The sequence below is a fragment of the Nitrincola alkalisediminis genome (assembly GCF_009821115.1).
Classification (GTDB): Bacteria; Pseudomonadota; Gammaproteobacteria; order Pseudomonadales; family Balneatricaceae; genus Nitrincola; species Nitrincola alkalisediminis.
Genome location: NZ_VYTY01000003.1, coordinates 69,748 through 95,495 on the forward strand (window position 1 = coordinate 69,748; position 25,748 = coordinate 95,495).

General features: G+C 48.0%; 27 protein-coding genes and 2 pseudogenes. 17 read left to right on the forward strand and 12 right to left on the reverse strand.

The genetic code is table 11. The annotated features are described in order from the left end of the window. The first annotated feature begins 127 nt into the window (after positions 1–127). Positions 128–1,054, forward strand: coding sequence for a CHAD domain-containing protein (locus F5971_RS05760; RefSeq protein WP_036507570.1), 927 nt, complete (start codon positions 128–130; stop codon positions 1,052–1,054). Positions 1,055–1,112: 58 nt separating this feature from the next. Here F5971_RS05760 and F5971_RS05765 read toward each other — a convergent pair whose 3' ends face one another. Together F5971_RS05765 and F5971_RS05770 are read right to left on the reverse strand one after the other, a co-directional pair. Next, the gene (locus F5971_RS05765) at positions 1,113–2,078 is read right to left on the reverse strand and encodes a glycosyltransferase family 2 protein (protein ID WP_036507572.1); all 966 of its coding nucleotides are present in this window, start codon (positions 2,076–2,078) and stop codon (positions 1,113–1,115) included. A gap of 35 nt (positions 2,079–2,113) precedes the next feature. Further along, complete coding sequence (locus F5971_RS05770) at positions 2,114–2,914, reverse strand: glycosyltransferase family 2 protein (protein WP_193494396.1); 801 nt, start codon at positions 2,912–2,914, stop codon at positions 2,114–2,116. Between the two features lie 105 nt (positions 2,915–3,019). On the opposite strand from F5971_RS05770, the gene F5971_RS05775 reads away from it, so the two are divergent. Together F5971_RS05775 and asnB are read left to right on the forward strand one after the other, a co-directional pair. Beyond that, positions 3,020–4,099 (forward strand): glycosyltransferase, encoded by a 1,080-nt coding sequence (locus tag F5971_RS05775; protein ID WP_036507574.1) that lies wholly within the window; start codon positions 3,020–3,022, stop codon positions 4,097–4,099. Positions 4,100–4,101: 2 nt separating this feature from the next. Further along, positions 4,102–5,943 (forward strand): asparagine synthase (glutamine-hydrolyzing), encoded by a 1,842-nt coding sequence (gene asnB, locus F5971_RS05780; protein WP_193494397.1) that lies wholly within the window; start codon positions 4,102–4,104, stop codon positions 5,941–5,943. Here the strand turns inward: asnB and lpxL are convergent. Beyond that, positions 5,940–6,857 (reverse strand): LpxL/LpxP family Kdo(2)-lipid IV(A) lauroyl/palmitoleoyl acyltransferase, encoded by a 918-nt coding sequence (lpxL, locus tag F5971_RS05785; protein WP_237748488.1) that lies wholly within the window; start codon positions 6,855–6,857, stop codon positions 5,940–5,942. The genes asnB and lpxL overlap by 4 nt on opposite strands. A gap of 110 nt (positions 6,858–6,967) precedes the next feature. Here lpxL and msbA point away from each other — a divergent pair, with 110 nt between their 5' ends. After that, complete coding sequence (gene msbA / locus F5971_RS05790) at positions 6,968–8,725, forward strand: lipid A export permease/ATP-binding protein MsbA (RefSeq protein ID WP_036507576.1); 1,758 nt, start codon at positions 6,968–6,970, stop codon at positions 8,723–8,725. Positions 8,726–8,734: 9 nt separating this feature from the next. Continuing rightward, on the forward strand, positions 8,735–10,243 hold the full coding sequence (locus tag F5971_RS05795) for a glycosyltransferase family 39 protein (RefSeq protein ID WP_036507578.1): 1,509 nt from the start codon (positions 8,735–8,737) through the stop codon (positions 10,241–10,243). On the opposite strand, the gene waaA is transcribed toward F5971_RS05795, so the two are convergent. Beyond that, on the reverse strand, positions 10,222–11,499 hold the full coding sequence (gene waaA / locus F5971_RS05800) for a lipid IV(A) 3-deoxy-D-manno-octulosonic acid transferase (protein ID WP_193494398.1): 1,278 nt from the start codon (positions 11,497–11,499) through the stop codon (positions 10,222–10,224). The two genes, F5971_RS05795 and waaA, sit on opposite strands and share 22 nt — an antisense overlap. An 85-nt stretch (positions 11,500–11,584) precedes the next feature. Here waaA and F5971_RS05805 point away from each other — a divergent pair, with 85 nt between their 5' ends. Genes F5971_RS05805 through F5971_RS05815 form a run of 3 tightly spaced genes read left to right on the forward strand, consistent with a single transcriptional unit; the run spans position 11,585 to position 13,781 of the window. Continuing rightward, a complete protein-coding gene (locus tag F5971_RS05805) occupies positions 11,585–12,613 on the forward strand; it encodes a glycosyltransferase family 2 protein (RefSeq protein ID WP_051514051.1) in 1,029 nt (342 codons plus the stop codon). Beyond that, on the forward strand, positions 12,610–12,981 hold the full coding sequence (locus tag F5971_RS05810) for a GtrA family protein (protein ID WP_193494399.1): 372 nt from the start codon (positions 12,610–12,612) through the stop codon (positions 12,979–12,981). Before F5971_RS05805 ends, F5971_RS05810 begins: the two co-directional genes overlap by 4 nt. Continuing rightward, complete coding sequence (locus F5971_RS05815; RefSeq protein WP_193494400.1) at positions 12,978–13,781, forward strand: ChbG/HpnK family deacetylase; 804 nt, start codon at positions 12,978–12,980, stop codon at positions 13,779–13,781. Before F5971_RS05810 ends, F5971_RS05815 begins: the two co-directional genes overlap by 4 nt. Before the next feature lie 163 nt (positions 13,782–13,944). Here F5971_RS05815 and F5971_RS05820 read toward each other — a convergent pair whose 3' ends face one another. Beyond that, on the reverse strand, positions 13,945–14,190 hold the full coding sequence (locus F5971_RS05820; protein ID WP_193494401.1) for a type II toxin-antitoxin system RelB/DinJ family antitoxin: 246 nt from the start codon (positions 14,188–14,190) through the stop codon (positions 13,945–13,947). A gap of 75 nt (positions 14,191–14,265) precedes the next feature. Between F5971_RS05820 and F5971_RS18800 the strand changes: the two are divergent. The 9 genes and pseudogenes from F5971_RS18800 to F5971_RS05865 all read left to right on the forward strand — a co-directional run. Beyond that, a pseudogene (locus F5971_RS18800) lies at positions 14,266–14,669 on the forward strand (transposase); the annotation flags it as partial. Between the two features lie 204 nt (positions 14,670–14,873). After that, positions 14,874–15,128 (forward strand): annotated as a pseudogene (locus tag F5971_RS05830) (BrnT family toxin); the annotation flags it as partial. A 5-nt stretch (positions 15,129–15,133) separates the two neighbouring features. Next, on the forward strand, positions 15,134–15,358 hold the full coding sequence (locus F5971_RS05835; RefSeq protein ID WP_036507596.1) for a CopG family antitoxin: 225 nt from the start codon (positions 15,134–15,136) through the stop codon (positions 15,356–15,358). A 232-nt stretch (positions 15,359–15,590) separates the two neighbouring features. Next, complete coding sequence (lptM, locus tag F5971_RS05840) at positions 15,591–15,704, forward strand: LPS translocon maturation chaperone LptM (RefSeq protein WP_081763694.1); 114 nt, start codon at positions 15,591–15,593, stop codon at positions 15,702–15,704. An 8-nt stretch (positions 15,705–15,712) separates the two neighbouring features. Beyond that, positions 15,713–16,975 carry a diaminopimelate decarboxylase gene (lysA, locus tag F5971_RS05845; RefSeq protein WP_036507599.1) on the forward strand — a complete coding sequence of 421 codons (1,263 nt, stop codon included), beginning with the start codon at positions 15,713–15,715 and terminating at the stop codon, positions 16,973–16,975. A gap of 13 nt (positions 16,976–16,988) precedes the next feature. Then, positions 16,989–17,819 carry a diaminopimelate epimerase gene (gene dapF / locus F5971_RS05850; protein ID WP_193494402.1) on the forward strand — a complete coding sequence of 277 codons (831 nt, stop codon included), beginning with the start codon at positions 16,989–16,991 and terminating at the stop codon, positions 17,817–17,819. Continuing rightward, the gene (locus F5971_RS05855) at positions 17,816–18,535 is read left to right on the forward strand and encodes a DUF484 family protein (RefSeq protein ID WP_193494403.1); all 720 of its coding nucleotides are present in this window, start codon (positions 17,816–17,818) and stop codon (positions 18,533–18,535) included. Before dapF ends, F5971_RS05855 begins: the two co-directional genes overlap by 4 nt. A gap of 4 nt (positions 18,536–18,539) precedes the next feature. Beyond that, the gene (gene xerC, locus F5971_RS05860; protein ID WP_246187768.1) at positions 18,540–19,454 is read left to right on the forward strand and encodes a tyrosine recombinase XerC; all 915 of its coding nucleotides are present in this window, start codon (positions 18,540–18,542) and stop codon (positions 19,452–19,454) included. Beyond that, positions 19,447–20,181, forward strand: a complete 735-nt coding sequence (locus F5971_RS05865) for an HAD family hydrolase (protein ID WP_036507613.1) — start codon at positions 19,447–19,449, stop codon at positions 20,179–20,181. The genes xerC and F5971_RS05865 overlap by 8 nt, the downstream gene beginning before the upstream one ends. Positions 20,182–20,213: 32 nt before the next feature. Here F5971_RS05865 and hemW read toward each other — a convergent pair whose 3' ends face one another. From hemW to proC, 7 genes are all read right to left on the reverse strand, one after another. Further along, positions 20,214–21,353, reverse strand: a complete 1,140-nt coding sequence (gene hemW, locus F5971_RS05870) for a radical SAM family heme chaperone HemW (RefSeq protein ID WP_223116267.1) — start codon at positions 21,351–21,353, stop codon at positions 20,214–20,216. After that, positions 21,350–21,967, reverse strand: coding sequence for an RdgB/HAM1 family non-canonical purine NTP pyrophosphatase (gene rdgB / locus F5971_RS05875; RefSeq protein ID WP_223116286.1), 618 nt, complete (start codon positions 21,965–21,967; stop codon positions 21,350–21,352). Before rdgB ends, hemW begins: the two co-directional genes overlap by 4 nt. Further along, positions 21,967–22,422: a DUF4426 domain-containing protein gene (locus F5971_RS05880; RefSeq protein WP_193494404.1), complete on the reverse strand. Its 456-nt coding sequence runs from the start codon at positions 22,420–22,422 to the stop codon at positions 21,967–21,969. Before F5971_RS05880 ends, rdgB begins: the two co-directional genes overlap by 1 nt. Positions 22,423–22,441: 19 nt before the next feature. After that, positions 22,442–23,032 carry a methionine biosynthesis protein MetW gene (metW, locus tag F5971_RS05885; RefSeq protein WP_036507617.1) on the reverse strand — a complete coding sequence of 197 codons (591 nt, stop codon included), beginning with the start codon at positions 23,030–23,032 and terminating at the stop codon, positions 22,442–22,444. Positions 23,033–23,034: 2 nt separating this feature from the next. Beyond that, positions 23,035–24,183 carry a homoserine O-succinyltransferase MetX gene (gene metX / locus F5971_RS05890; RefSeq protein ID WP_036507619.1) on the reverse strand — a complete coding sequence of 383 codons (1,149 nt, stop codon included), beginning with the start codon at positions 24,181–24,183 and terminating at the stop codon, positions 23,035–23,037. Positions 24,184–24,235: 52 nt separating this feature from the next. Then, complete coding sequence (locus tag F5971_RS05895) at positions 24,236–24,772, reverse strand: YggT family protein (protein ID WP_193494405.1); 537 nt, start codon at positions 24,770–24,772, stop codon at positions 24,236–24,238. A gap of 123 nt (positions 24,773–24,895) precedes the next feature. Further along, complete coding sequence (gene proC, locus F5971_RS05900) at positions 24,896–25,729, reverse strand: pyrroline-5-carboxylate reductase (protein ID WP_036507621.1); 834 nt, start codon at positions 25,727–25,729, stop codon at positions 24,896–24,898. Positions 25,730–25,748 lie beyond the last annotated feature (19 nt).

A 25,748-nucleotide genomic window follows, 5' to 3' on the forward strand; every position in this document is an offset into this window, starting at 1 on the left:
AGCGTGCTACTATTGAGTAACTGATTTCCAATTTTCATGGCTTCATTTAGTGATGAGGTTAAGAGATAGGGGAATTCCAGAGGATTTTAAATTCTTGTGAAAATATGAATACATACAAAATATAACTATGAATAAAAAACGCAAGAAAATACAGATCGAGACAATCGATGGTGGCAATAATCGCTTGCTAAAGCCAGCGGGTAGGGTGCTGGCAAACATCCTTCGGGAAAAAGAAACCGCATTTCATGCGGCTTGGGCGCATTATCAAGCGTCAAAGGATGATCCCGAGGCATTGCACACGATGCGTGTCGATCTGCGTCGACTACGGGTGTGGATAAAGCTGACGCGCGGTGAAGTCAAAACCAATACCTCTACTTGTAAACAACTTCAAGCCTTGGCTAAGGCAAGCAATCCCGTGCGTGATCACGAAGTCATGCTGGATTGGTTGTCCTTGGCACAAAAACAGATAGGTGAGATGCCCGCCCTCTATAATCTGCTTGAGTATGGTAAGCAGGCGTACCAGTTGTCCTATGAGTTGAGTTTTTCAACAAAGCAAAGGCTAAAACCTCGGGCCAAACAAAAAGAGACTGTTAACTTAGGGCAATGGCTGGATAAAACGATTGAGCAGCGTATCGAGTCGATTGACCAACATTTGCATGCAGGGATGGAAGACGCGCACCTTGCGCGCATCGAGATTAAATATCTGCGTTATTTGCTTGAACCCTTTACGGGTATCATTAATAAATCGGAAGCACTCGTTGCTTGGTGCAAAGAGGTTCAAGAGTTGCTGGGGAATTTCCACGATATGCAGGTATTCCGCAGCCACCTGCCGGAATTTGCTCACTGGGTTATTGATCGTGAGCTGGCTGAGGTCACCTTATTAACGGGCAAACAATCCAAAGCCATCACTAAGGTCTTCGCCAATGCTCGTGAACCCGTGATCGCCCTGTCAGGCTGGCAAGACCAAAAGCTGCGTCGTCAATGGCATCATTGGTTGGCTGAGCGGGATCGCTATTTAAATAGGTTGCAGGCGCTTCGGAACATGAAAGTCTAGTCGCCAAATATTGGCCAGGTTTGGAACAGTCCTTAAAAAAAGATGCACTCAAGCAGAGCTAGACCTTCCACTTCTCATACCGTTGAAAGATGTTGATCGCTTTCAAAAACTCACCCCTTAGAACATTAGAGATGATCCAGCGCTTAATCCAGGTGAGGTGTTTTAACGAAATATGGGCTTGCTGCGTCCAGCAATCGCGAAAGTGAGCAAGGTCGTCTAGATTTTGTCGGCGCAGCAATACGGATAATGCGGGGTAAAACTGATAGCGAGCGGTATAATTTTTCAGCCTTAGGGTTGCTGATTGATGGGCTTGGGTCTTTTCAAGAGTTGTGAACAATTGATTGGATGCTTCAAAAATCGAGGCCACCTTGGCTTGCGTCAAACTCCCCGTTAATGAAGCGTCATGTTGGCGATAGAAATAGAGTTTGTCACGAATATAAATAATTTTTCCAGCCTTTAGAGCCAGAAGGCTGGTGCAGTAATAATCTTCAGCAAAGCTTAATTCAGGAAACTGAAAATCATCGAAAACGCTACGCCGATAGAGTTTTCCACAGCTGACAATACTAATCTTTTTTGAAAGAATGCCTTTCGCCCCTTCAATGGCCTTGGCTGGCGATGCTTTGACATCCGCATAAATCGACTGAATTGGGTGGTCCTTTGCAACGTAACTTAAACGATGACAAACCCAGTCAGCTTGATGGGCCACGGCTAACTCATAGAGTCTATTGAGCGTATCCGAGTGCAGAAAGTCGTCGCTGTCCATAAAATACACATATTCGCCCTGTGCAACGCCTAAGCCTGATTGCCGAGCGATGGCCGGTCCTGCGTTGGCTTGCGTCAGAATGCGCAGCCTTGGCTCTTTTGTCTTTATCGCATTTAACTGCGCAAGCGAGTCATCGGTTGATCCATCATCAACACAAACAATTTCAAAATCCTGCCAGGTTTGCTCCATTAAACTGAAGAGTGTTTCTTCAATATAGGGGGCAGCATTAAACACAGGGATGATGACGGAAATGGCAGTCAAGGGATCTCCAAAGGGGTATACGCCTTAGCGCATGGTTATTTAGGCAATGACGATTGTTTAGATGCGATTGAGTGGTGATGTTGCTCATAAAGCTTTATCTGGCGTAAAAAACGACTATAGGCGAAATTGACCGCATAGATATAGCCCATCAAGCCGCCACGCCAATAGCCTCGGAAGCAGTAGCCGACAATAAACGAGGCCCAAAAGTCGACAATAATACGGAATTTGGACGGTTTGCGGCCTTTAGTCATCATGTCCGCGGCTTGCGCTTCACTGTACTCGTTCATCTTTTCAATACGGTGATGAAATGAGCGCAGTGAGTCATGGGCAATCCGACCCTTCAGTGTTGCTGTCGTTGTTTGCGCGTTCATAATCACACGATCATGAACAGGGCTGGAGCTGTAGCGACCTTTTGATTGACGATAAAGTCTGACAGGTTTGTAGGGGGTATACTGACTGAGTTTGTCTGTGCAATACAGACGGTCGTGAATCGCCATAAAATAGCCGTCGGCCAAATCCTCAGGAGATTCGAAACACTTCAAAATCTCGTCTCGTAATTCAGGAAGGACGCGCTCGTCAGCATCTAAATTGAAAATCCAATCATTTTTAGATTGGTCTTCCGCAAAGCGTTTTTGTTGCCCATAGCCAGGCCAATCATTGTGTATACAGCGTGCGCCATGCTGTGTTGCCACGTCTGGTGTTCCATCTTGGCTGCCCGAGTCGACCACAATCACTTCGTCAACCCAGTCGATCACGCTGTCTATGGTGGCGCCAATACGGTCAGCCTCATTGATGGCGATGATGGTAACACTGATGGGTAAACGCGTATTGTTCATGTGATATCCGGATTTTACTGGGATCTTAAGGGGGCTTTGCTATAATCGCGTTTATTTTCAGGTTATTGCCCTTAGATAGCAAGTCTGACGAACATAGGATCGGTTATGTCACCTATATCAAGCCTACAAATTATTGGCAGCAAGCAATTCGGAGGGGCGGAAAACTTTTTTATCCGTATGCACAACGCCATCCAGGATCGTTCGGATTTGACGTCGATTGCAGTGACGTCTCCTGACAGTGAGCTTGTGTCTGCTTTGCGACCGAGCGTGAGCACGGTTCCTATGCGCAGTGTCTTCGATCCTTTTTCATATTTTGGTTTAAAGCGTTTGATTCGCAATACTCAGCCTGACATCGTACAAACTTGGATGGGGCGCGCAACGCGCTTGGTGAAGCTGCCTCCGTCTAAAGGGCCTGTCCATGTTGCAAGGCTCGGTGGTTTTTATAACCCTAAACAGTATCAACATGCTCATGCATTGGTCGGCAATACGCTGAGTATTTGTGACTATCTTGTGCGCGAAGGTGTGCCCTCGGAGCGGGTGTCGTTCATCAGTAATTTTGTATCGATTCCTGCGCCTACACCAGAGGCTGAGTTGCAAGTGTTGCGGCAAAAACTGGGATTGAATCAAGATGATTTAGTTGTGTTTGCCCTCGGTCGACTGCATGAGAATAAAGGGTTTGATACCCTCATTAAGGCCTTTTCCGATTTGCCAGCGGAGGTCAACGGGCGTGCACTACACTTGCTGATCGCGGGGGATGGGCCTTTATCCGATGAGATTACCCAGCAAGTGGCTGACTCATCGGCGGTTTCAAGAATACAGCTTCTTGGCTGGCAGCGTGAGACCACTCCTTATTTTCACTTGGCCGATCTGTTTGTGTGCCCTTCGCGTCACGAGCCCTTAGGGAATGTGATATTAGAAGCCTGGGCGCATGGATTGCCTGTTGTTTCAACGCGAACACATGGAGCATTAGAGTTAGTTGAACCGGATGTATCTGGGTTTTTGGTCGAAATCGATGACGCGAATGCCATGGGTCAGGCCATTCAACAGGCACTGACTGCTTCTGACACAGACCTTAGCGCGGTGTCTGCAGCGGGTCTTCGAGTGTTAGCAGAGCGCTTCAGCGAGGACGTCATTCTGTCTGAGTATCGTCATTTATACGAGCAGCTTTTACAGAAGGGGCGATAAGCATGTGCGGGATTGTCGGGATTTATACGCCTAATCATTCGGTCGACTCGACCCGAGTGGCGCAGATGCTGACGCGTTTGCAGCATCGAGGGCCGGATGGACACGGCATCTTTGACGATCAAGATGTATGCTTAGGCCATGCTCGGCTTTCCATCATCGACTTAGAGCAAGGGCAGCAGCCGCTCAAAAGCCCTGATCAACGCTATGTGCTGGTTGCCAATGGCGAGATCTACAATCACATAGAGTTGCGAGCGGAGTTGAAGTCGCAAGGTGCTGAGTTCCTGACGGGGTCTGATTGCGAAGTGATTTTACCCTTGGCTGCACGTGCGCCTGGGGCGTTTATTGACCAACTGAACGGAATGTTCGCGTTTGCAGTATTTGATCGAGTTGAACGAAGCCTGCTGTTGGTCAGGGATCGCTTTGGTATTAAGCCCTTGTACTATCTTCAATTGAAGGATGGGATTGCTTTTGCGTCTGAAATCAAGGCGTTACTTCCCTTATTAGACACTGTCAAAATGCAGGCTGCAGGGGTGGAGCGTTTTCTGCAAATTAACTTTAATGCGGGTGTTGATACGGCTTTCGCGTCGATTAAGCGGCTATTGCCAGGTCAAGCACTGCGCGTGGATGCCGAAGGCCGTCAGACCCTGCGAAACTGGTGGTCTTTATCTGAAGCCTTGGCCACGCAAGTAGCCTTTCAAGGCTCTATGGGCGAAGCAGTTGAACAATTTGATCAGTGTTTGCAGCAGTCATTAACCGAGCATTTACGCTCAGATGTGCCAGTGGGGTTGTTCTTATCGGGTGGTGTTGATTCGGGTATTTTGGCAACGCAACTTGGGCGCACAGCCTTGTCATCGGGTCGGCCTAAAGCTTGGAGCTTGGGTTTTCCCTCTACCTCTGTTCATGATGAAGTGCATGCCGCTCAAGCGACGGCGGATGCCTCTGGAATCGAGCTTGCGTTAATTCGCATGGACCCTTCCGACCTGTTTAAACACTGGGTGTATAGCATTTGGGCCATGGATGAGCTGATGGGTGATTTTGCCTCTCTCCCCACCCTAATGCTCGCGGATGCAGCGGCGCATTCGCACAAGGTCGTGTTGATGGGCGAAGGCGGTGATGAGGTGTTTGCAGGCTACGGCCGATATCGCATGCCCTGGCTTCAGAGCGCTTGGCATGCGTTAAAAACGCCAGGTACGGGTGGTTTTAGAACGCGGGGACGTTTTGATAAAGCGTCTTTGAGTGCGTTGTTGTCTCCTTCGGTCCGTGCGGGGATGAAACAGAACTGGCGTGAGCCCTTTATCGATGCTTGGCAAGCCGGTAAGGGCTTAGATCCCTTAACTCGACGCCAATATGTTGATATGCAAACCTGGTTGGCCGACGATTTGCTGCTGAAAGCGGATCGTATGCTCATGGTTAAAGGCGTTGAGGGTCGAGTGCCCTTCTTAGATCATCGACTCGTCCTAATGGGCCTATCTTTACCTGCACAGTTAAAAATTCAGCAACGATTAGGCAAACAGGTGCCAAGAGCCTGGTTACAGCAGCACCAAAAAGCCTTCAATGCATCGGGTAAAAAGAAGGGGTTTAGCGTACCCGTGACCGACTGGATTCAAGGCCTTTCTCGTCAGAAGCTGGCATCAGCCTTGTTAAGCAGCGCGATTATCCAAGACGTCTGCCAAGTTCAGGAACTGACATTACGGCTTCAGAGTAGTGCGCCTATTGATAAGTCTTTAGCTGAGGCGCTTGCAGTGCTTTTGCAGTTGGCCGTCTGGTCGAAGTTGTTCTTGGAAGGGGATGGGCTGGCCCCTCCGTATTCCATCGATCCTCTCGATTGGTTGCTAGCAACTTAAGACTTTTTGTACAGGTAGTTTTTGCCCTTTGGATGGCTCTTAAAGCGTCGATGTACCCACATATATTGAGTGGGGTCTTTGCGTATAGCCTTTTCAATTTCAGCATTGATCAGGGTTGCATCCTGGACATCATCGCCAGTTGGGAAAGGGCGAAGGATCGGAAAAATCTCTAACTCATAGCGGTTATCCGGCGTGCGGTGCTGAGCAAGCATCAAAATGGGTGAGCCGTTGAGTTTAACCATGCGCGAGGTTGCCGTGATGGTGGCAGCAGGAACACCAAAAAAAGGAGCAAAAACCGATTGATGCAGTCCAAAGTCTTGATCTGGAGCATACCAGATGATGTGGTTCTTACGGAGGTTGCGAATAACTGTCCGAATGTCGGAGCGTTCGATAGCTGACTTAAAGAAGCGTAAGCGTCCCTGAGTGATCACGTCTTCTAAGAGTGGGTTATTGTTTTTGCGATACATGGCATCGACGGGATAGTAGTAGGAAAAGAGCAGCCCGCCGATGTCGAGTGTCGAAAAGTGCGCGCCTAACAGAATTACCCCTTTCCCTTCCGCCAATGCTTCTTCAAGATGCTCGGTGCCTGTTAGGGTTACTCGGTCTTTAAACCAGGCATCGGGTGCCCACCATGACATAGCGGCTTCGAAAATTCCAATGCCGTTATTAATGAAAATGTCTCGAACGTATTGTTTTTGCTGCTCAGAATTGAGCTCAGGAAAGCAGAGTCTGACATTCACCTCAGTGACATTACGTCGATCACGTGCTAAAAAGTACAATCCTAGACCTACCCATTTTCCCAATATCAGCTGAGTCGAGTAAGGTAAACGGACAAGAAGACGGAGTAGCCCGACCCATAAACGGGTGGGTAAAAGGGCTAAAGAGGAACTCAATGAAGGTTTTTTTTCAGTCACGACGGCCACTTTTCCACTGATTTATCGCAATTTAATCGTATTCTACCCTGATATCCGCCGAAGGTGCAGTTATACTAGGCCGTTTGTGTGATTAACTAACAGAGAAGTCTATGCAAAAAGAGTTAATAAAAGATTCTTCCAATGGTTGGGTAGTCTATCGTCGCTTAATGCAGTACGTGAAAGGGGACTGGCCAATGTTCTCTCTTGCGTTGTTTGGGTTTGTTCTTTATGCCGCCACTCAAACAGCAGCGGCAAAGTGGTTAGAAAATTTTATTAATGCCGTCGAAGCCAATAATTTTTCTGAAAGAGGATGGCTGGCGCTCAGTATTATCCTTATTTTTGCGGTTCGTGGTGCGGGAACGTTATTGGGAAATTATGGCTTTTCCTACGTTGCTCGCTCGTTGGTCAATCGTCTGCGTTGTCAGATGTTTGATCATTTGTTGGTATTACCATGTTCATTTTATCAGCAACACTCGTCAGCCGAACTCTTGTCTCGGTTAACCTATAATGTTGAGCAAGTGACGGGGGCTGCCACCGATGCATTAAAAACCATTGTCAGAGAGGGCTTAACCGTCGTCGGCCTTTTTGGTTACATGCTCTATCTTAACTGGAAGCTCACCTTACTGTTTGTTTTGGTTGCGCCCTTGGTGGGGGCGGTTGTTGCATTGGCATCTAAGCGATTAAGGCGCTTGAGTCATGGAATACAAAGCTCGGTGGGCGATATTTCAACGGCTGCCTCCGAAGCCATCAAAGGCTATCAGGTGGTGCGCATCTTTGGGGGGGCAGACGCAGAGCGTGAACGCTTCGTCAAAGTCTCTGAACGCAATCGTCGTCAGTTTATGAAAATGGTGGTCACACAATCCATTTCCACCCCCATAGTGCAAATGCTGGTGGCTTCGGTTGTGGCGCTGTTAACCTACATCGCCATGTCACCTTCGCTGCTTGAGTCCATGCAAACGGGAGCGTTTATTGCGTTCATTTCTGCGGCGTCTTTTATGGCAAAGCCGATCCGCCAACTCACTGAGGTGAACAGCACGATTCAAAAAGGCCTCGCCGCGGCCGAAAGCTTTTTTTCATTGTTTGATGAAAAGCCAGAGGTTGATCGTGGCACCGTTAAGCTTGCACATGCGAAGGGAAAGGTTGAATTTCGTGATGTTTCTTTCATTTACCCACGCAGTGAAGAGCCTGCCTTAAAGCATATTAGTTTTGTGATTCAGCCAGGTGAGACGGTTGCTCTAGTGGGACGTTCTGGCAGCGGAAAGTCGACCATGGCGAGTTTATTGCCTAGGTTTTTTGATGTTGAACAGGGACAAATCTTGCTCGATGATCGGCCCTTATCAGACTACTGGTTGAGCAGCTTACGCAGCCAGATTGGTTTAGTGAACCAGCATGTGGTGCTCTTTGAAGGCACCATTGCTGAAAATATTGCCTATGGTGCGCTTGCCAATGCTTCAGAAGCCGACATACGTGCGGCAGCCGATGCGGCGATGGTGTCTGAGTTTGCGGATCGTTTACCTGCAGGGCTCAATACGATTATCGGTGAAAATGGATTCCTGTTATCAGGTGGTCAGCGTCAGCGTATCGCCATCGCGAGAGCCATTTTGAAAGATGCACCTTTATTGATTTTAGATGAGGCGACCTCCGCCTTGGATACAGAGTCTGAGCGCTTCATTCAAACGGCGCTAGAGCGCGTGATTCAAGATCGTACCACGTTGATTATTGCACATCGTTTATCCACGATTGAGCGTGCAGACCGTATTCTAGTGATGGAGCATGGACAGGTGGTCGAGCAAGGCTCTCATGCAGAGCTTCTTGCAAAAGGCGGCAGTTATGCTGCGCTCTATAATATGCAGTTTTCAGATATGTGATGCGGGAAAATGAATCAACAGGATAAGTTGCAAGCGTCCACCTCTCTGGGTTTTGCCGTTGCGGGTCTTTGGTTTTTGCATGCGTGTTTATGGACGCTCTTGCCTTGGATGGCATCCTACAGTTTGCCCTTAGACGTGGTCGAGGGCTTATTTTGGGGAAAAGAGTGGCAGTGGGGATACTATAAACATCCTCCTTTACCCGCTTGGTTGGTTCATATTTCTTGGCAGCTATTCGCGGATTTAGGGCCTTTTCTACTTAGTCAGCTCAATATTCTGCTAACGGTCTTTTTTGCTTGGCGCTTGGGGCGGCGCCTCTTAAGTACTCAGCAAGCTTTGCTGGGTACACTCCTGTTAATGGGAGTGTACTATTTCACTTGGCCTACGCTTGAATACAATCACAATGTTGCCCAAATGCCGATTTGGGCGGCGGCTATCTTCTTTTTTCATCGCGGCATTACGCATTGGCGTTATCTAGATTGGTGTGCCCTAGGCCTATGTGTGGGTTTAGGACTGCTAACGAAATATGTCATTGTTGTACTGGTGGCGACCTTGTTTCTTTACATGCTTGTGCAGGCTCCCTTAAGAAAACGGATTGTTTCTGGACAGGTGATTGCAGCGATCTTTGTTCTATTACTGGTGTTCTCGCCTCATCTGTATTGGTTGGTGCAGCATGACTTCCTGCCTTTGACCTATATGCAAGACAGAGCGAACACCACCAGTGCCTTGCAAGCACATGTGATAGGGCCTTTGAAGTTTATTGCGGTTCAACTCCTTGATCATGTCTTTATCCTGTTGTTATTGGCCGTGGCGGGGCTGTTTGGACGTCGTTATTGGTCAGTTAAGCCAGAGCAAGAGACCTTGTGCTTTCTGCTGTGGGTCGGTCTAGGTCCTGCGCTGTTAACCACTCTTGTCGCCATGATGACAGGGACAGGGCTGCGCGACATGTGGGGCACGCCTATGTGGAGTGTGTCAGGTTTATTGGTGGCATTTTTCTTACCCAAAGGCTTCACGTCTGCGCAGACGTCAAGGATTTTAAAAACATTTACAGTGTTTATTTTAGTGTTGCCGCTGCTGAGGCTTTTAGATTTGGCAATTCTTCCGTATTTGAAAAATAAACCCACTCGAATTCTTTGGCCGGATAAAGCGATTGCTGTTGAACTTGAGCGGGCATGGCAGCAAGAAACGTCCTGTCCTTTAACCTTAGTGGTTGGTGACTATTGGTTAGCCGGTTTGGTGTCGTTACGGGTACCAACGCGTCCGTCGGTATTAATTGAAGGCCAGTTCCACTATTCCCCTTGGGTAACCCTTGATGATGTGCGGGAGCGCGGTGCTGTCTTCGTATGGCGCGGGGATGCGACGCAGGCGCCTAGCTATGAGTGGATGTCTGCGTTAGGGGATGTAAAGCGCTCGACAGGGCAGGCTGCTTTGGAGTGGCCCGGTATTCAAGCGCAGCCTTTGTCGCTCAGTTGGATGATGATACTGCCTGAAAAAGGCTGCTATGCGTTGGATGACAAATAAGCGTACGCAAGGGTTTTGAGTTTGTCTAACGCGCCTTGATGTTGCTCGACGTACGCTCGTGCCTGCTGTCCTGCATGCAGTTGCTGATGTTTGTTATCGAGCCAATGCTCGAGCGCCTTGCCCAGTGCGGATTGATCGGGCACCTGTACCAATCCACCTTGATTGGCGAGTTCTTTCGTGATCAGCGCGAAGTTGAAGGTGTGTGGGCCGATAATGACGGGTTTGCCGAGCATGGCTGGCTCAAGTGGGTTGTGTCCGCCTCTTTCCACGAGAGAGCCACCAACAAAAACGATATCGGCTGCACTGCAAAAAGGCATAAGCTCGCCTAAGCGATCAATCAGAAACACTTGGGTGCTAGCATCAATCAGTGAGTGTTCACTGAGCCTTCGCCATTTAAGAGCCGTGTGTTCGCAAAGTTCCGCGCAGGCATTAAAGCGCTCAGGATGGCGCGGCGCGATCAATAATAGAAGATCGGGATAGCGCGGGCGAAGCGACTCGAAGGCGCTAAGAAGCTGAGCTTCTTCGTCATCGTGGGTACTGGCCGCCAGTATGACTGGGCGTTCTGTGCCCCAGGCCTGTTTATACTGCGTGGCTTTGTGCGACCATTCTGGGTCAATGTCGACATCAAACTTGATACTACCGATAATGCTCATGCGGTCTGGGTGAGCTCCGAGCTTGGCAAAACGCTCGGCATCATCGCGGTTTTGTACGGCAATATGGGTGATGCGGTCCAGCATAGACTGAGTTAACCCTTTGAATTTGGCATAGCCTTTTGCCGAGCGTTCGGACAAACGGGCATTTGCCAAGATCACAGGGATCATTGATACTTGGCAAGCGTGAAGCAGGTTAGGCCATAGCTCAGTCTCAACAATCAGGCAAAGCTGTGGTTTAAGTGCTTGAACAAAATGCCGCATGGCCCATGGGAAGTCGTAAGGGCAGTAACGATGGGTCACTTGGTCGCCGAATAATGCTTGGACACGTTCGGCACCTGTTGGTGTCATGGTGGTAATGACAATCGGGGTGGACGGGTGCTCACGTAAACAGTCTTTCACAAAGGTTGCAATGGCTTGAACCTCGCCCACAGACACGGCATGAATCCAAATCGGTGACTGATCGTAAGCCGGAAAGTGAACTTTCCCTAAGCGTTCAGTCCAACGATGGGCATAGGCGGGTGCTTTTCGAGCTCTTAGCCAGAGCTTGAATAGAATGGCAGGTAGCAGCAGATGTAAAATCAAATTGTAAAAAAAGCGTGCCATATGACTTACTGAGTTGCCTGTGATGCGTTATAAAAGAATAGTTTATCATTAACCGCTTACGCTGAATGCAAATTGGGTCTTTTACATGTCAGAGAATACGTCAAACCAGTCAATGCTTACGCCAAGAAGCGGCCAACCAGCACCGTTGATTACCTGTATCCTGCCAGCTTATAACGAAGCCGACAACCTTAAAGAAATGGTTCCGCTGTTATGTGCCACTTTACCTAAGCTATCTGATCGTTTTGAGGTGCTGGTCGTTGATGATGGCAGCCGAGATGCAACCGAAGCAACAGTGTTAAAACTCAGTGAACAGTACCCTGTTTCACTGCTGAGTTTATCCAGAAACTTTGGTAAAGAAGCCGCGATGAGCGCCGGGTTAGACTATGCCGAGGGTGATGTGGTGATCATCATGGACTCAGACATGCAGCACCCCGTCGAAATGCTGGAAGTTTTTTATCAACGCTGGCTAGAAGGCTATGACATGATTTACGGCGTGCGTGCCGATCGCTCGGATGAAGGAATGGTCAAGCGTAAGTTAACACGTGCGTTTTACCACATGCTGAGTAAAAGTGCTGATGTGGAAATCCAGCCCGATGCTGGGGATTTTCGCATGATGGATGCAAAAGTCGTGAGGGCTCTGCGTTCCTTATCTGAACGTAAACGTATGATGAAGGGCTTGTTTGCTTGGGTGGGTTTTCGCAGCATAGGTGTGCCTTTTAAGGTCAATCCGCGCTTTAGCGGTGAAACCAGTTTTGGCATACGCCGTTTATCCTCATTGGCGCTCACGGGGATCACGGCTTTTAGCAGTGCGCCTCTTCGTATTTGGATGTTTATTGGCGCCAGCGTTTCATTGTTGGCAATGAGTTATGCGGTCATTGTGGTGCTTAGCACATTGATTTTGGGTACGGATGTGCCGGGCTGGCCAACATTGGTTGCTGGAATTGGATTTTTGGGTGGTGTACAGCTTTTGTCTGTCGGTGTGTTAGGCGAATACGTTGCACGCATTTTTTCAGAGGTAAAAGGACGGCCCGTGTACTTGATTTCGGATTATCGTCGCCCCGTACATGTTGAATCTCAAGATAAAGCCTCCACAAAGGATGCAAGCTCGGTATGATCATGCAGATATTCCGTTTTGCGGGTGTCGGCGTGAGTGCCTTGATTGTGCACTGGTGCGTTGTCCTCATCCTTGTTCCACTTGGGTTAGCGCCCTTGTGGGCAAATGTCGTGGGCTTTCTCGTTGCGTTTAATGTGAGCTACTTTGGCCACCGTCATTTTACATTTCAAGCTGCAGGGGTTTCGCATCGCCAAACCTTTGTGCGCTTTGCGGGAGTTGCGGTGGCAAGCTTTTTAGTCAATGAAGCCATGTATGCAGCGTTATTAACGTTCACATCTTTATCCTATGATATTGCTTTACTCATTGTGTTGGGGGTTGTAGCGGTCATGACGTTTGTATTGAGTCGTTTGTGGGCGTTTGCATCATGAAATCAATTGTCCTGTGCGCCGATGACTTTGGTATGTCCGCTGAGGTCAGTGATGGCATTCTTGACCTAGTGGAAAATGCCCGTTTGTCTGCGGTCAGTTGCATGACTTCTTTACCACGTTGGCAATCCGATGCAAAACGCTTAAAGCCCTTTGCATCCTCAGTGGCCGTCGGGTTGCATTTTAATTTAACGGAGTTTGAGCATCGCATCCCCTTGGTGAAGTTGATGAAGCAGTCAATGTTGAATCAGCTGGATTTAGCTTGGGTTAGAGAGCAGTTTGCTTATCAATGTGATCAGTTTGAAAAGGCTTGGGGCGCACCTCCAGATTTTATCGATGGCCATCAACATGTGCATGTCTTTAGAGGTATTCGCGATGTGGTGTTAGATGAAATTCAGAAACGCTACCCTCAATCCACCCCTTGGGTTCGCCAAGTGAATCCATCCATTTACGGTCATGATGCACGCTTGAAAGCCATTATTTTAGGGGTGATGTCAAAAGGGTTTTCGGCGGCTGCATCTGAGCGAGCTATTCCGCTATCTAAGCACTTTGCGGGCCTTTATTCGCTCTCACCTGATGCGGATTTTCCGTCTTTAATTGAGCAGTGGTTTCAGAGTGTTGCGGATGGGTGTGTGGTGATGTGTCATCCAGGACGTGCGAAGGCGAATTCGCTAGGATTGGCACTGACTCGGCAAAAGGAGCTTTCTTATCTTTCTGGATCAGAGTTTGACACGCTAATGTCAAATTTATCAATCCTGCTCGCGACAAAGCCCAGTCTTACACCTGCGACAGATCAAGAGTAAGGATAATCAAAAGCTCTGGTCACGTTTTAGTATTCGTATAGATGCTAATGTAGGTTGTCGTAACGACTTGCTAGGGTCGAGGGATGAGTTTATTAACGGGTGCCGTGATGTATGAAACTTTAAAAGTTCTAAGTCAAGTTTCGGAGTTCAGTTTAGCCTAAAATCAGCACTTTTCACCAACAGATTCTGCTTTATGCCCATGACCTTGAACGAGTTCATTCATTGCAGAAATCGTTGTTTCATTTGGTTGAGGCACACGTAAGTCAAATGGAATACCACCATGATTAATCACGGCTTTTGCAAAAATTTTAATAGCTTGTGATGTACTAAGACCTATTTCGTCACAGATGCTAGTAAAAGCAACTTTGGTATCATGGTCTATGCGAGTACTTAGCATTTCTGTTCTCATAACAGTACCTTTTGTTGCACAATGTATTACATAGTTAAACATTAGTATGATAGCGCATGACAAACGCTTCAAGAGGTGCATTACCTGATCTCTGAAAAACTCGACTTATCGGCTTTTCACAAGCCCTATAAAAATGATGCCGAAGGTCGCCCAGCATACGACCCTGCGAGACTGCTCAAAATTATATTATTTGCTTATTCCAAGGGCATTAGCTCCAGACGTGAGATCCAGTGGTGCTGCGAAACCAATATCATCTTCAAAGCCTTATCTTGCGACACCGTGCCGCATTAAAAGATACCTGTGAATGTGAAGAATCACTGGAACGTAATAATCGCAAGACTCAAACCATTCAAACATTCGATGTGGCTGCCAATAAGATCGATGCTTTTTTAAAGCAGAACCAGCCGAGGATGGGCAAAGGCAAGCGCAGCAAAGAAGTGAAGAGCAATATCACTGATCCAGAGTCAGCTAAGATGACGATTGCACTTAACGACCAGCGTGCGCCGACCTGTACTGACTGGATGAACATAGTAGTCTAAGACGGTAAAGCCGATCACATGGCGAAGGGACTGTGTGGGGGGGGCAGTAATGGGTCGTTCTACCACGATTGGCTCTACAAGCTTGACAGTCTACAGTAATGTACATGCATTATATTTATGATTTAATTCGCATGGGATCCAAAAAAGGCTGACTCGAACCTCAAAAAACATGGGGTTTCCTTTTATGAAGCGAAATCGGTTTTTTACGATGAGTTCGCGATTCAGTTCTTTGATGATGAAAATTCACTCCCATCAGAAGATCGTTTCCTTATGTTGGGAATGAGTAATGAATCTAGGGTCTTGGTCGTGTGCCACTGTGAGCGTGATCAAGGAAGTACTATACGAATCATTTCTGCGCGCAAAGCAACCAGCAAGGAACGCAAGTTCTATGAAGGGTGACTGTCATGAAAGATGAATATGATTTTTCAAAAATGAAATCGCGTAAAAATCCATATGTTTCAAAGTTAAAAAAAACTGTCACTATTAGGCTTGGTGAGGATGTCATTGATTATTTTAAAGAAATGGCAGAGGAAACAGGTGTGCCCTATCAAAGTCTCATCAATCTGTATCTTAGAGATTGTGCGGCACATCATAAAAAGATAGATATTTCCTGGCATACCAAGCCATAACAAAGCCATGAAATTCGCTCCCTACAGTCGCAGGACGCTCGTTCCTCACGCCTATGGCGGAGTGGGTGGAATTCCCACGAACAAAACAGGTGAAGCGTAGCCAGAGAAACATGTTTCCCAAAAGCAGAAGCTATGCCCATTCTCTTCGTTTATAGCGCCGAGAGGATGTCAAGGGCAGAGCATCAGGTTATAATCACCCGTTTATAGAACCCAACCCTGAGGATTGCCAAACATGAAACGATTATGGCCGGTATTGTTTACAGGGTTCCTGTTGTTGAGTGCTTGCGGACAAAAGGGGCCTTTATATATGCCTGAAAGTACCCCTGAGACTCAACAGCCACAGTGAGATTTGTAATGGACAGTTTTGAATATTTTGATGGCCGCTTGCATTGCGAAGAGGTCGCGTTATCGGATTTGGCGCGTGACTATGGTACGCCCTTGTATGTGTACTCACGTGATGCCATTGAGCGAGCATACTTAAGTTATGCACAGGCGTTAGAGCACACAAATGCCTTAGTGTGCTATGCCGTAAAAGCAAACTCCAATCTTGCTGTTTTGAATATCCTGGCGCGTTTGGGCGCTGGGTTTGATATTGTGTCATTGGGCGAACTGGAGCGCGTATTACAGGCAGGTGGCAAGCCTGAGAAAATCGTTTTTTCAGGGGTTGGTAAGCAAGCGCATGAGATTCAACGGGCTTTAGAGGTTGGAATCTTCTGTTTCAATATTGAGTCCGATGCCGAGCTGGATCGTGTGAACCAAGTGGCCAAAGACATGGGCAAAGTGGCTCGTATTTCATTCCGGGTGAATCCCGATGTTGATGCGGGCACCCATCCTTATATCTCCACGGGTCTGAAAGAAAACAAGTTTGGTATTGATATCGATCATGCACGTCAGGTCTATCGTCGTGCGGCAGCACTGGATGCTGTTGAAGTCGTCGGGATGGATTGCCATATTGGTAGCCAGCTCACTGATATGGATCCATTTTTAGATGCAATGGATCGTTTATTGGCGTTGATCGATGAACTAAATGAAGATGGTATTCGCATTCATCATTTGGATTTAGGTGGTGGTCTAGGGGTTTGTTACACCGATGAGACTCCACCGACACCATCAGAGTATATTTCTAAAGTGTTAGAGCGCTTGGGTGACCGTCCCATTCAGTTGATTTTTGAGCCGGGCCGCTCAATTGTAGCTAATGCTGGGGTGTTGTTGACTCGGGTTGAGTTCCTCAAGCAAAACGGTGAGAAAAACTTTGCCATTATTGATGCGGCGATGAACGATCTGATTCGACCCGCGCTCTACAGTGCGTATCAAGAAATTATTCCGGTCACCATGTCTGAAGCGTCGTCTGATACAGCGAAGTCGTGGGATCTGGTGGGTCCTGTGTGTGAAACCAGTGACTTTTTGGGCAAAAATCGATCATTGAACCTCGAAGCCGGGGATGTACTGGCGGTGTGTTCAGCGGGTGCTTATGGCTTTGTTATGGCATCTAACTACAACACACGCGGGCGTCCTGCCGAAGTGATGGTGGATGACGACCAAGTGTTTTTGGTACGCGAGCGTGAGCAGGTAGCAGATCTCTTTAAAGGGGAGTCTATTCTCCCTGTTGATCGTTAAGTGGAGGCCGCTAATGCTCGTTCGTTTTAGCAAAATGCATGGCCTCGGTAATGATTTTATGGTCATTGATGCCGTCTCACAACGTGTTCGTTTAAGTGAACAAACGGTTCGACGCTTGGCCGATCGTCATACGGGTATTGGCTTCGATCAACTATTGCTGGTTGAGCCCCCAACACGGCCTGATTTGGACTTTCGCTATCGGATCTACAACGCGGATGGTTCTGAAGTGGAACACTGTGGTAACGGTGCCCGCTGTTTTGCTCGCTTTGTCAGAGATAAGCGTTTGACGGTGAAAGATGAAATAGCCGTGGAAACCGCAAGAGGTAAGGCGATTCTAAGAATGCTTCCGGATCGTTTAGTGGAAGTCGACATGGGGGCGCCTTGCTTAAATCCGGTGGAAATTCCCTTTGCAGCGGAGCTTCAGGCACCAGTCTATAGTCTAGACGTCAAAGGCAATCTATACGAGGTGTCGGCTGTTTCGATGGGAAATCCGCATGCGGTGCTGGTGGTGGATGATATAGACACGGCCCCAGTCAAAACACTTGGCCCATTGATTGAGCGTCATCCTCGTTTTCCTCAGCGTGTGAACGTGGGGTTTATGCAGGTGCTTTCTCCCTCTCATATTGCTTTGCGGGTCTTTGAACGCGGAGCCGGTGAAACGCTGGCGTGTGGCACGGGTGCCTGTGCAGCGGTTGTTGCGGGTCGTTTGCGAGGTCTTCTAGATGCTCAGGTCAAAGTATCTTTACCGGGTGGTGAGTTGTATATTGGCTGGCGTGGTGATGGGGCATCTGTGATGATGACAGGGCCCGCGACGACTGTTTTTGAAGGGCAGGTGTATCTATGAGCAAAGAAGTGTTAGCGGGGTCTAAAAGTAAACCTGTTGCACAGAGTCAATCGCTGAGTGCAACACAGGTCGCTGAGTATCTATCCAGCCATCCGGATTTCTTTTCCGAACATGCGTGGTTGTTAGAAAAACTCTATGTACCCCATCAACGCGGTACAGCGGTTTCGTTGGTGGAGCGGCAGACATCCCTGTTGCGCGAACGTAATCAAAAGCTGCATGGGCATTTGTCTGAGTTAATTGATATCGCGCGTCACAATGATATCCAGTTTGATAAGACGAAGCGTATGGTGCTGGCGCTGTTGGAAGCTCAGACGCTGGATGATGTCGCGATTGCGATTGAAGAAAGCCTATGCCAAGATTTTTATGGTGATGATGCTCGTTTATTGTTGTTTAGTGATAAACCACTGAATGTAAACAGTCTACGGATGTTGTCGAAGGCCGATTGCAGCATTGTTCAACCATTAATTGAAACGAGTTTGCCTAGCTGTGGACGTCTCAGTGAGGCGATGAACCGTTTCTTGTTCCAAGAAAATGCCCCGCGTGTCTTGTCCGCAGCGGTTGTTCCGTTAGTTAAGGGCGATACGTTGGGCTTGCTAGCGATAGGCAGCTTTGATGCGGAGTACTTCCAAAGCAGTCAAGGTACACTTTTCTTGAGTTATGTGGGTGAGGTGTTAAGTCGAGTGGTTGCCCATATTCTTCAGCAACCTCAGGCGTAGTTCTGTGTCAGATTCGTCAACGGATGCGCTGTGGCAATTAGCGTTCAAACGTTATCTTGAGACTGAGAAGCACTATTCTGCTCATACCGTGAAGCATTACCTTAGAGATCTCTCTAAGGTGTATGAGCAGCTAGAGTTAGAACAGTTGTCAGGCTGGGCTTCTTTAACCGAGAAGCAACTGCGCCATATCATCAGCGTATTGCATGGACAGGGTGTGTCGGGACGGAGTTTACACCGACTTCTGTCCTCCTTGCGCAGTTTTTATCGTTTTTTAGTCAGAGAAAATTGGGTTTCTCACAATCCTGCTCTGGCTATTCAAGCACCTAAATCCTCTAAGCGTCTACCCAAAACCTTCGATCCAGATCAGCTAAATGAATTGCTCAAGCGCCCGGATGATGAGCCTCTTACGCTAAGAGACTTTGCGATGATGGAGCTGCTTTACTCTTCAGGCTTACGTGTATCTGAGTTGGTTCAGCTAAATCAGCAGGATATTGATTTGGCGGATGCCAGTGTCCGCGTGTTGGGTAAGGGGCAAAAAACACGGGTTTTGCCGATTGGACGCTTAGCGGTGCAAGCCATAGAAGACTGGTTGAAAATTAAGCCTCTGTGGGCTAAATCGCAAGAAGACGCCGTCTTTGTGAGTCAAAGTGGACGTCGTTTATCGACACGCTCAGTCGAGCTGCGTCTTGCCCATTGGGGGCGCATAAAAGGGACTCAAGGGCAGGTGTATCCACATCGCTTGCGTCATAGCTTTGCGAGTCATATCCTTGAGTCTAGTCATGACCTTAGAGCGGTGCAGGAGCTGTTAGGCCATTCAGATATATCGACAACCCAAATCTATACCCATCTTGATTTTCAGCATCTGATGAGTGTCTATGAACAAGCTCACCCACGAGCAAGGAGAAAGGCAGATGATTAAGGCCGTGACTTTTGATTTAGATGATACACTCTGGGCCGTTGACCCTGTGATCGAACATGCCAATCGGACGCTTTGGCAGTGGTTAGATGCTAATGCGCCCGCTTTCACGTCGGTTTATTCGCTTCATGATTTAAGTGAGCGATCACCTTTGCGAGCCGATTTATTGTCTAGATACCCGGGTATCGAACACAGCGTTACGCAAATACGTTTAAAATTGCTTGAGGAATGTTTAAAGAGCAGTGGTTATTCTGAGCAGCAAGCAATAGATTACGCTCGGAATGCATTTGAGGCTTTTCTTCACGCGCGCCATGAAGTCGAACTCTTTGCGCACGCTCGGACAATGTTAGAAGCTTTACGCGACCTGGGAATGATGATTGGTGCATTGAGCAATGGCAATGCTGAGGTGAAGCGAACGGGCTTGGCCGATGTGTTTGACTTTCAATACAATGCGGATCAGGTGGGGCAAGCAAAGCCGCATCCACTTATGTTCGAAAAAGCCCTGCATCATATGCAGCTGAGTGCTGATCAGGTGATTCATGTCGGAGATCATCCTGTTAATGATGTTCAAGCGGCACAAAACATTGGCATGCGAACAATCTGGGTCAACATCAATCAAGTGCCTTGGCCAGGTGGAACGCGAGCTGACTTTGAGGTTGTAAGCCTAGATCAGATTGTGACGGCCGTGGCGTCTCTCGCGCAGAAGGCGGGTAAGCGGCATATTTTATAAACAGCGAGTCCTGTAAAACGACCTATTCGAGATTATAAGAACATCTCTAATAGGTCGTTTAAAAAGAGCCGACCCTGTTGAGTTGGCTTAAGTTGAGTGTCATACGGGTGGAGTAGGCCTTTTGCCTGAGCCATTTTTAAACGGGATTCAATAGCGTCAAGGCTGAGTCCTGTGCGCTCCAACAAGAGTTGAGTCGGAACGCCTTCATGCAACCTCAGCGTATTGAGCATAAACTCAAAGGCAAGATCACTGGCTTCGACCTGAGTGCGCTCGGCAATGCGTGTCATAGGGTTTAGATAGGCTTTAGGTTGCCGTGATTTGTTATGGCGTGAGATGCTCAAGCCGTGCGGTGACGTCTGTGTCACTTTGCCATGTGCACCCGCGCCAATCCCTAAATAGTCCCCAAATTGCCAATAATTAACATTATGTTGGCTCCGTTTGTTTGCACGCGCATAAGCCGATATCTCATACTGCTGATAGCCTGATTCAGCCAATAAAGCCTGTCCAAATTCTTGTATTTCCCAGAGTGCCTCATCCAACGGCAAGGTGGGAGGACGCGCGTGAAATTCGGTATTGGGTTCTAGAGTGAGCTGATACCATGACAGATGATCAGGTTCCAAAGCGATGGCTTGTTGTAAGTCGGCCAGTGCTTGATCGGTGGTCTGCTCTGGTAATCCGTGCATTAAATCAAGATTGATATTATCAAAAATAGTGCGGGCATAGGTGGCAGTATTGATCGCATTCTCTGAGGAATGTATTCTGCCTAGGCGTTGCAAGTGTGCATCATTGAAGCTTTGAATCCCTATTGATAAGCGATTAACGCCCGCTTTTTTAAACCCTTTAAAACGTTCCTGCTCGAATGTTCCTGGGTTGGCTTCTAATGTGACCTCGGTCGTTGAGGCAATGCCCATTTGACGATCAACATCCTCTAAAATCGCGGCAATAGACTCTGCACTGAAGAGGCTTGGAGTCCCGCCACCAATAAAAATAGAATGCAGATTGGGTGCCTGATCAAGCAAACGTAATTCATCGGCGAGATCATCTCGCAAGGCGTTTACATACTCCTGTTCAGGGAGTGGTTGTTTTGCGGCATGTGAATTGAAGTCGCAATAGGGACACTTACGAACGCACCATGGAATATGAATGTATAAGGATAGAGGGGGACGTTTCACGCAGGAACACCCAACCAGCGATTCAGTTGACTGACAAGCACATTCATCGCTAATCCTCGGTGGCTCACGCTGTGTTTCGTTTCAGCGCTCATTTCGGCTGCGGTTAAACCCAGCTTTGGGCAGTAAAAAATGGGGTCGTAACCAAATCCTCCTTGGCCTTTTGGTTCGAAGAGGAGCTTACCCTCCCAGCTGCCTTGGCAAATTAAAGGGGTAGGGTCTAGGGCGTGGCGCATAAACACCAGTACACATTGATAACGGCCCGTTCGAAGAGGTTCAGGTATCGCTTGCAGGTCCAGTAGAAGTTTGTCGACATTGCTCAGATCTGAGCTATTCGGGCCGCTGTAGCGAGCAGAATAGATCCCTGGAGCTCCGTTTAGGGCATCCACTTCTAAGCCTGAGTCATCTGCGAGAGCGGGCAGTCCCGTTTGCTGGCAGGCATGTCGTGCTTTAATAATGGCATTTTCGACGAAGCTAAGCCCCGTTTCTTCGGCATCTATGACATTAAACTGCGACTGCGGCACAACCTCTATTTGAAAGTCGGCGAGCATGTCACAGAACTCTTTCAGCTTGCCAGCATTACTGCTTGCAAGCACAATTTTTGATGGTTTCACGATCAGTCCTGATAAAAGGTTTGTTGAAACTGAATTTGGTAAGCCGGTTGATTTGGATCGGGCTGCACGCTGAGTGTGAAGTTCAATAATTCTTCGTTGGTGAAGCGAAACTCACCCAAGTAATAAATGGCATCGCTTTCTGTTACTTGGCGGTAACTGATATCCTGACCCTGTTGAAGCAAATTGTTGGATTTGGCCGTGACCAGTGCCGTAGTGGGGCGCGTGGAGCCATCGTCCAGCTTTTCGAGTATGGCGACATTCATCAGACCACGATTGCCGCTTCGTGTTAATCCGTGACGAGCCGCCACGTCGGGCGTCACAAAGGTCGAATTAAACGCATTATAGTGAATTTCATAACGGTCATCGCTGAACATCTGCTCAGCATGTAGGCTCATGGAGAGAGCGCCACCGAGCAATACCATCATCAGTTTTTTTGAGAAAGCGTTGTTGTCGAACATGAGATTTGTCCCCAAGGATTTAACGAGTAATGCGATAAATCGCAATTTCACCGAGCATATTGGGCCATAAATGAATCCACCAACGGTGGCGATGCTCATGATCCACTACGGTTCGGTCCAGTATATGGATGTTGCGTTCGACGCAGAGTTCCTCAAAATCTTTAAAGGTGAAAAAGTGGATGTTAGGTGTGTTGTACCAAGTATAGGAAAGAAATTTAGATACAGGCATTTTACCACGAGCAGAGAGATAGCTTCTGACACGCCAATGCGCAAAGTTTGGGAAGGTAACGATGCATTCTTTTCCGATGCGTAACATTTCTTCAACAATTAAATCTGGCCGATGCATGGTTTGCAAGGCATGGCTCATGACAACCGTATCGAAACTGCCATCGCGGATGCTGACCAAGCCCTTATCGATGTCCTTTTCAATCACATTTACCCCTTTTTCTATGCAAGAGGTGATATTGTCTGGATTGATCTCGATGCCATAGCCTTTCACTTGCTTTTCTTTGATCAAGTATTCCAGTAATTCGCCTTCGCCGCAGCCAAGGTCTAGCAAGCGTGAATTAGGTTGAATCCATTCTCGAATAATTTCTAAGTCGGCTCTCATGATCACTGCCCTCCACCTGTGTGCACGCGTTTCATATAGGCACTGAAGACTTCCATGTAACGAGGAATTGGGATTAAAAACGCATCGTGCCCGTGAGCGGCTTCAATCTCGGTATAGCAGACGTCCTTTCCAGCATCGATTAACGCATCGACGATTTCGCGTGAACGCTCAGGCGAAAAGCGCCAGTCAGTGGTAAACGACGCAATAAAAAACTGACATTGTGCCTGAGAAAGGGCCAGCGTAAGATTGTTATCGAAATCGGCCGCGGGATCAAAGTAATCCAGTGCTTTGGTCATTAGCAAGTAAGTATTGGCATCAAAGGCGGTCGAAAACTGCTCGCCTTGGTATTGAAGATAAGACTCAATCTGAAATTGTGGGTTAAAGTCAAAGTTGATTTTACCCGACCGTAATTCTCGTCCAAATTTTTCTCTCATACCATCTTCAGAAAGATAGGTAATATGACCGACCATTCGCGCAAGCATAAGCCCCGTTTTGGGGACTTGGTTGTGCTCGTAATAATGTCCGTTATGGAACTGAGGGTCCTTGCTGATCGCTTGTCTTGCCACTTCATTGAACGCAATGTTTTGCGTACTGAGTTTGGGAGCTGCAGCAATGACGATGCAGTGTCGAATGCGATCTGGGTAGGTTATTGACCATTGCAAGGCTTGCATGCCGCCAAGACTGCCGCCAACCACCGCTGCCCATTGGTAAATTCCCAGTTTATCGGCCAGGCGAGCTTGACTGTGCACCCAGTCAACCACGGTCACGATTGGAAAGTCAGGGCCATAGGGCTTACCGGTTGCAGGATTCAGACTGTTGGGGCCAGAAGATCCATGACAACCTCCGAGGTTATTAAGAGCAACGACAAAGAAACGATTGGTGTCGATTGCTTTTCCTGGGCCAACGGCTGAATCCCACCACCCGGGCTTACGGTCTTCCATTGAGTGGTATCCAGCGACATGGTGGTGGCCTGACAATGCGTGGCAGATCAAAACAGCATTGGATGCATCTGCGTTGAGTGTGCCATAGGTTTCAATGACCAGTTCATAGTGGTCAAGGCTGCGCCCGCACGCCAATGTCAGCGGAGTGTCAAAACGAAGGGTCTGGGGACTCACCAGACCCACGGAGTCATGTGGAATTTCAGTGGGCATAATCAATCTCTGTATTGTGATGATGAGGTGAACACAAAAAAGTTTGTGAGCTTCACATCACACGAGGCAATTGCGACTGAATAATTTGTATGACTAAGAAAATAACGATGGGTGATAAGTCTAATCCACCAATTGAGGGGAGGACACGTCTTACCAAGGCAAACAAAGGCTCTGTAATCTGCAGTAAAATCTGTGGGGCCGGGTGCGGAGAGCCGGGGGCAACCCAACTAATAATCACTGACCCTATGGTCGCCCAAAAAATCATACTCAGGAGTGAATCAATGACGCCCACTAGAGCCAGCATGGCAAGTGTCAGGACATCAAGGCCAATGTTGCTGGACAGTGTGACCAGAATCACTAAGGTGATCAGCTTAATCAGAAATGCCAAAACTAAAGGTGAAAAATCAAAACGTCCGATCTTGGGCACAACTTTTTGAATTGGGGCTACGGGCGCTTGAGTGAACTTCACTACAGCCTGCGAAATCGGGTTGTAAAAATCAGCCTGAGCGGCTTGAAGCAAAAAGCGCAAAATCGCAATAAATGCAAAAATTTCACCGATGGTGCGTATGATCAGAAATATCGGATCCATGCTTTACCCTTGTCTGAGACGGCGATCGCTAACGAATAGCGGTTAAAATTAACCCACTTAGCCAGTGGGTTTCCCAATAATAGATCGAAGTATAGAGTCTTTCTAAGACTGAATGAACCGTTCTTAGGTATTTCCAAGCTCAATGGCAAGTTCTTTTGCACGACGATGGCAGGCTTGCATTGCCTGTTCAACGATCTGTTCAAATTGACAGTCCTGGAAGCGAAGAATGGCTTGCTCTGTCGTGCCTTTTGGCGATGTCACACGACGACGTAGTTCGGCAGGTGAAACGTCGCTGGATGTGGCCATTTCTGCTGCACCCAACGCAGTGTGCAGGGTTAAGGCTTTTGCATTCTCTTCGGATAAGCCTAAGGCTTCACCGGCTTTGATCATGGCTTCCATCATCAAAAAATAATAGGCAGGCCCTGAACCAGACACGGCGGTCACGGCATCCAGCGCATCTTCGGTATTTACCCAGAGTGCTAGGCCTGTCGCTGTCATGACCTGCTCGACCAGCTGCTTTTGTTCAGCTTGTACGTGTGAGTTCGCAAATAAGCCACTGGCACCTTTTCCAATCAGTGAGGGCGTGTTTGGCATGCAGCGCACCATGGCTAAGTTTGGACCTAACCAGCGTTCAAAGCTGTCAAGCGTTAAGCCTGCTGCAACCGACATGATAATGGGTTGGCGAGCTTGAACGGCAGCATGCAAGGGTGTGCACACAGACTTCATAATTTGTGGCTTAACCGCCAAGATCAGAAGATCGGCTTTGGCTGCACTTTCAACATTATCGGTTGAAACCTCTAAGCCAAGTTCCGCAAGGTCGTGTAGCTTTTCTAAAGAAGGTTCGCATGCGGTGATGTTTTGAGCAGGAATGCCTTGCTTTAATAATCCCGAGATGATGGCGCGGGCCATGTTGCCTGCACCAATAAAAACGATGCGAGAGGGTGATGATAAGGACATATGCACTCCAGTTGAGTTC

Bases quoted from the DNA above. Each gene is read 5' to 3' on its own strand.
- metW (WP_036507617.1), bottom strand. From the start codon at position 23,032: ATGAGAGCCGACTTAGAAATTATTCGAGAATGGATTCAACCTAATTCA.
- F5971_RS05880 (WP_193494404.1), bottom strand. From the start codon at position 22,422: ATGTTCGACAACAACGCTTTCTCAAAAAAACTGATGATGGTATTGCTC.
- F5971_RS05865 (WP_036507613.1), top strand. From the start codon at position 19,447: ATGATTAAGGCCGTGACTTTTGATTTAGATGATACACTCTGGGCCGTT.
- lptM (WP_081763694.1), top strand. From the start codon at position 15,591: ATGAAACGATTATGGCCGGTATTGTTTACAGGGTTCCTGTTGTTGAGT.
- F5971_RS05810 (WP_193494399.1), top strand. From the start codon at position 12,610: ATGATCATGCAGATATTCCGTTTTGCGGGTGTCGGCGTGAGTGCCTTG.
- dapF (WP_193494402.1), top strand. From the start codon at position 16,989: ATGCTCGTTCGTTTTAGCAAAATGCATGGCCTCGGTAATGATTTTATG.
- F5971_RS05820 (WP_193494401.1), bottom strand. From the start codon at position 14,190: ATGAGAACAGAAATGCTAAGTACTCGCATAGACCATGATACCAAAGTT.
- F5971_RS05760 (WP_036507570.1), top strand. From the start codon at position 128: ATGAATAAAAAACGCAAGAAAATACAGATCGAGACAATCGATGGTGGC.
- F5971_RS05835 (WP_036507596.1), top strand. From the start codon at position 15,134: ATGAAAGATGAATATGATTTTTCAAAAATGAAATCGCGTAAAAATCCA.
- F5971_RS05815 (WP_193494400.1), top strand. From the start codon at position 12,978: ATGAAATCAATTGTCCTGTGCGCCGATGACTTTGGTATGTCCGCTGAG.
- proC (WP_036507621.1), bottom strand. From the start codon at position 25,729: ATGTCCTTATCATCACCCTCTCGCATCGTTTTTATTGGTGCAGGCAAC.
- lysA (WP_036507599.1), top strand. From the start codon at position 15,713: ATGGACAGTTTTGAATATTTTGATGGCCGCTTGCATTGCGAAGAGGTC.
- asnB (WP_193494397.1), top strand. From the start codon at position 4,102: ATGTGCGGGATTGTCGGGATTTATACGCCTAATCATTCGGTCGACTCG.
- F5971_RS05805 (WP_051514051.1), top strand. From the start codon at position 11,585: ATGTCAGAGAATACGTCAAACCAGTCAATGCTTACGCCAAGAAGCGGC.
- F5971_RS05895 (WP_193494405.1), bottom strand. From the start codon at position 24,772: ATGGATCCGATATTTCTGATCATACGCACCATCGGTGAAATTTTTGCA.
- msbA (WP_036507576.1), top strand. From the start codon at position 6,968: ATGCAAAAAGAGTTAATAAAAGATTCTTCCAATGGTTGGGTAGTCTAT.
- F5971_RS05775 (WP_036507574.1), top strand. From the start codon at position 3,020: ATGTCACCTATATCAAGCCTACAAATTATTGGCAGCAAGCAATTCGGA.
- F5971_RS05795 (WP_036507578.1), top strand. From the start codon at position 8,735: ATGAATCAACAGGATAAGTTGCAAGCGTCCACCTCTCTGGGTTTTGCC.
- F5971_RS05770 (WP_193494396.1), bottom strand. From the start codon at position 2,914: ATGAACAATACGCGTTTACCCATCAGTGTTACCATCATCGCCATCAAT.
- waaA (WP_193494398.1), bottom strand. From the start codon at position 11,499: ATGGCACGCTTTTTTTACAATTTGATTTTACATCTGCTGCTACCTGCC.
- F5971_RS05855 (WP_193494403.1), top strand. From the start codon at position 17,816: ATGAGCAAAGAAGTGTTAGCGGGGTCTAAAAGTAAACCTGTTGCACAG.
- metX (WP_036507619.1), bottom strand. From the start codon at position 24,183: ATGCCCACTGAAATTCCACATGACTCCGTGGGTCTGGTGAGTCCCCAG.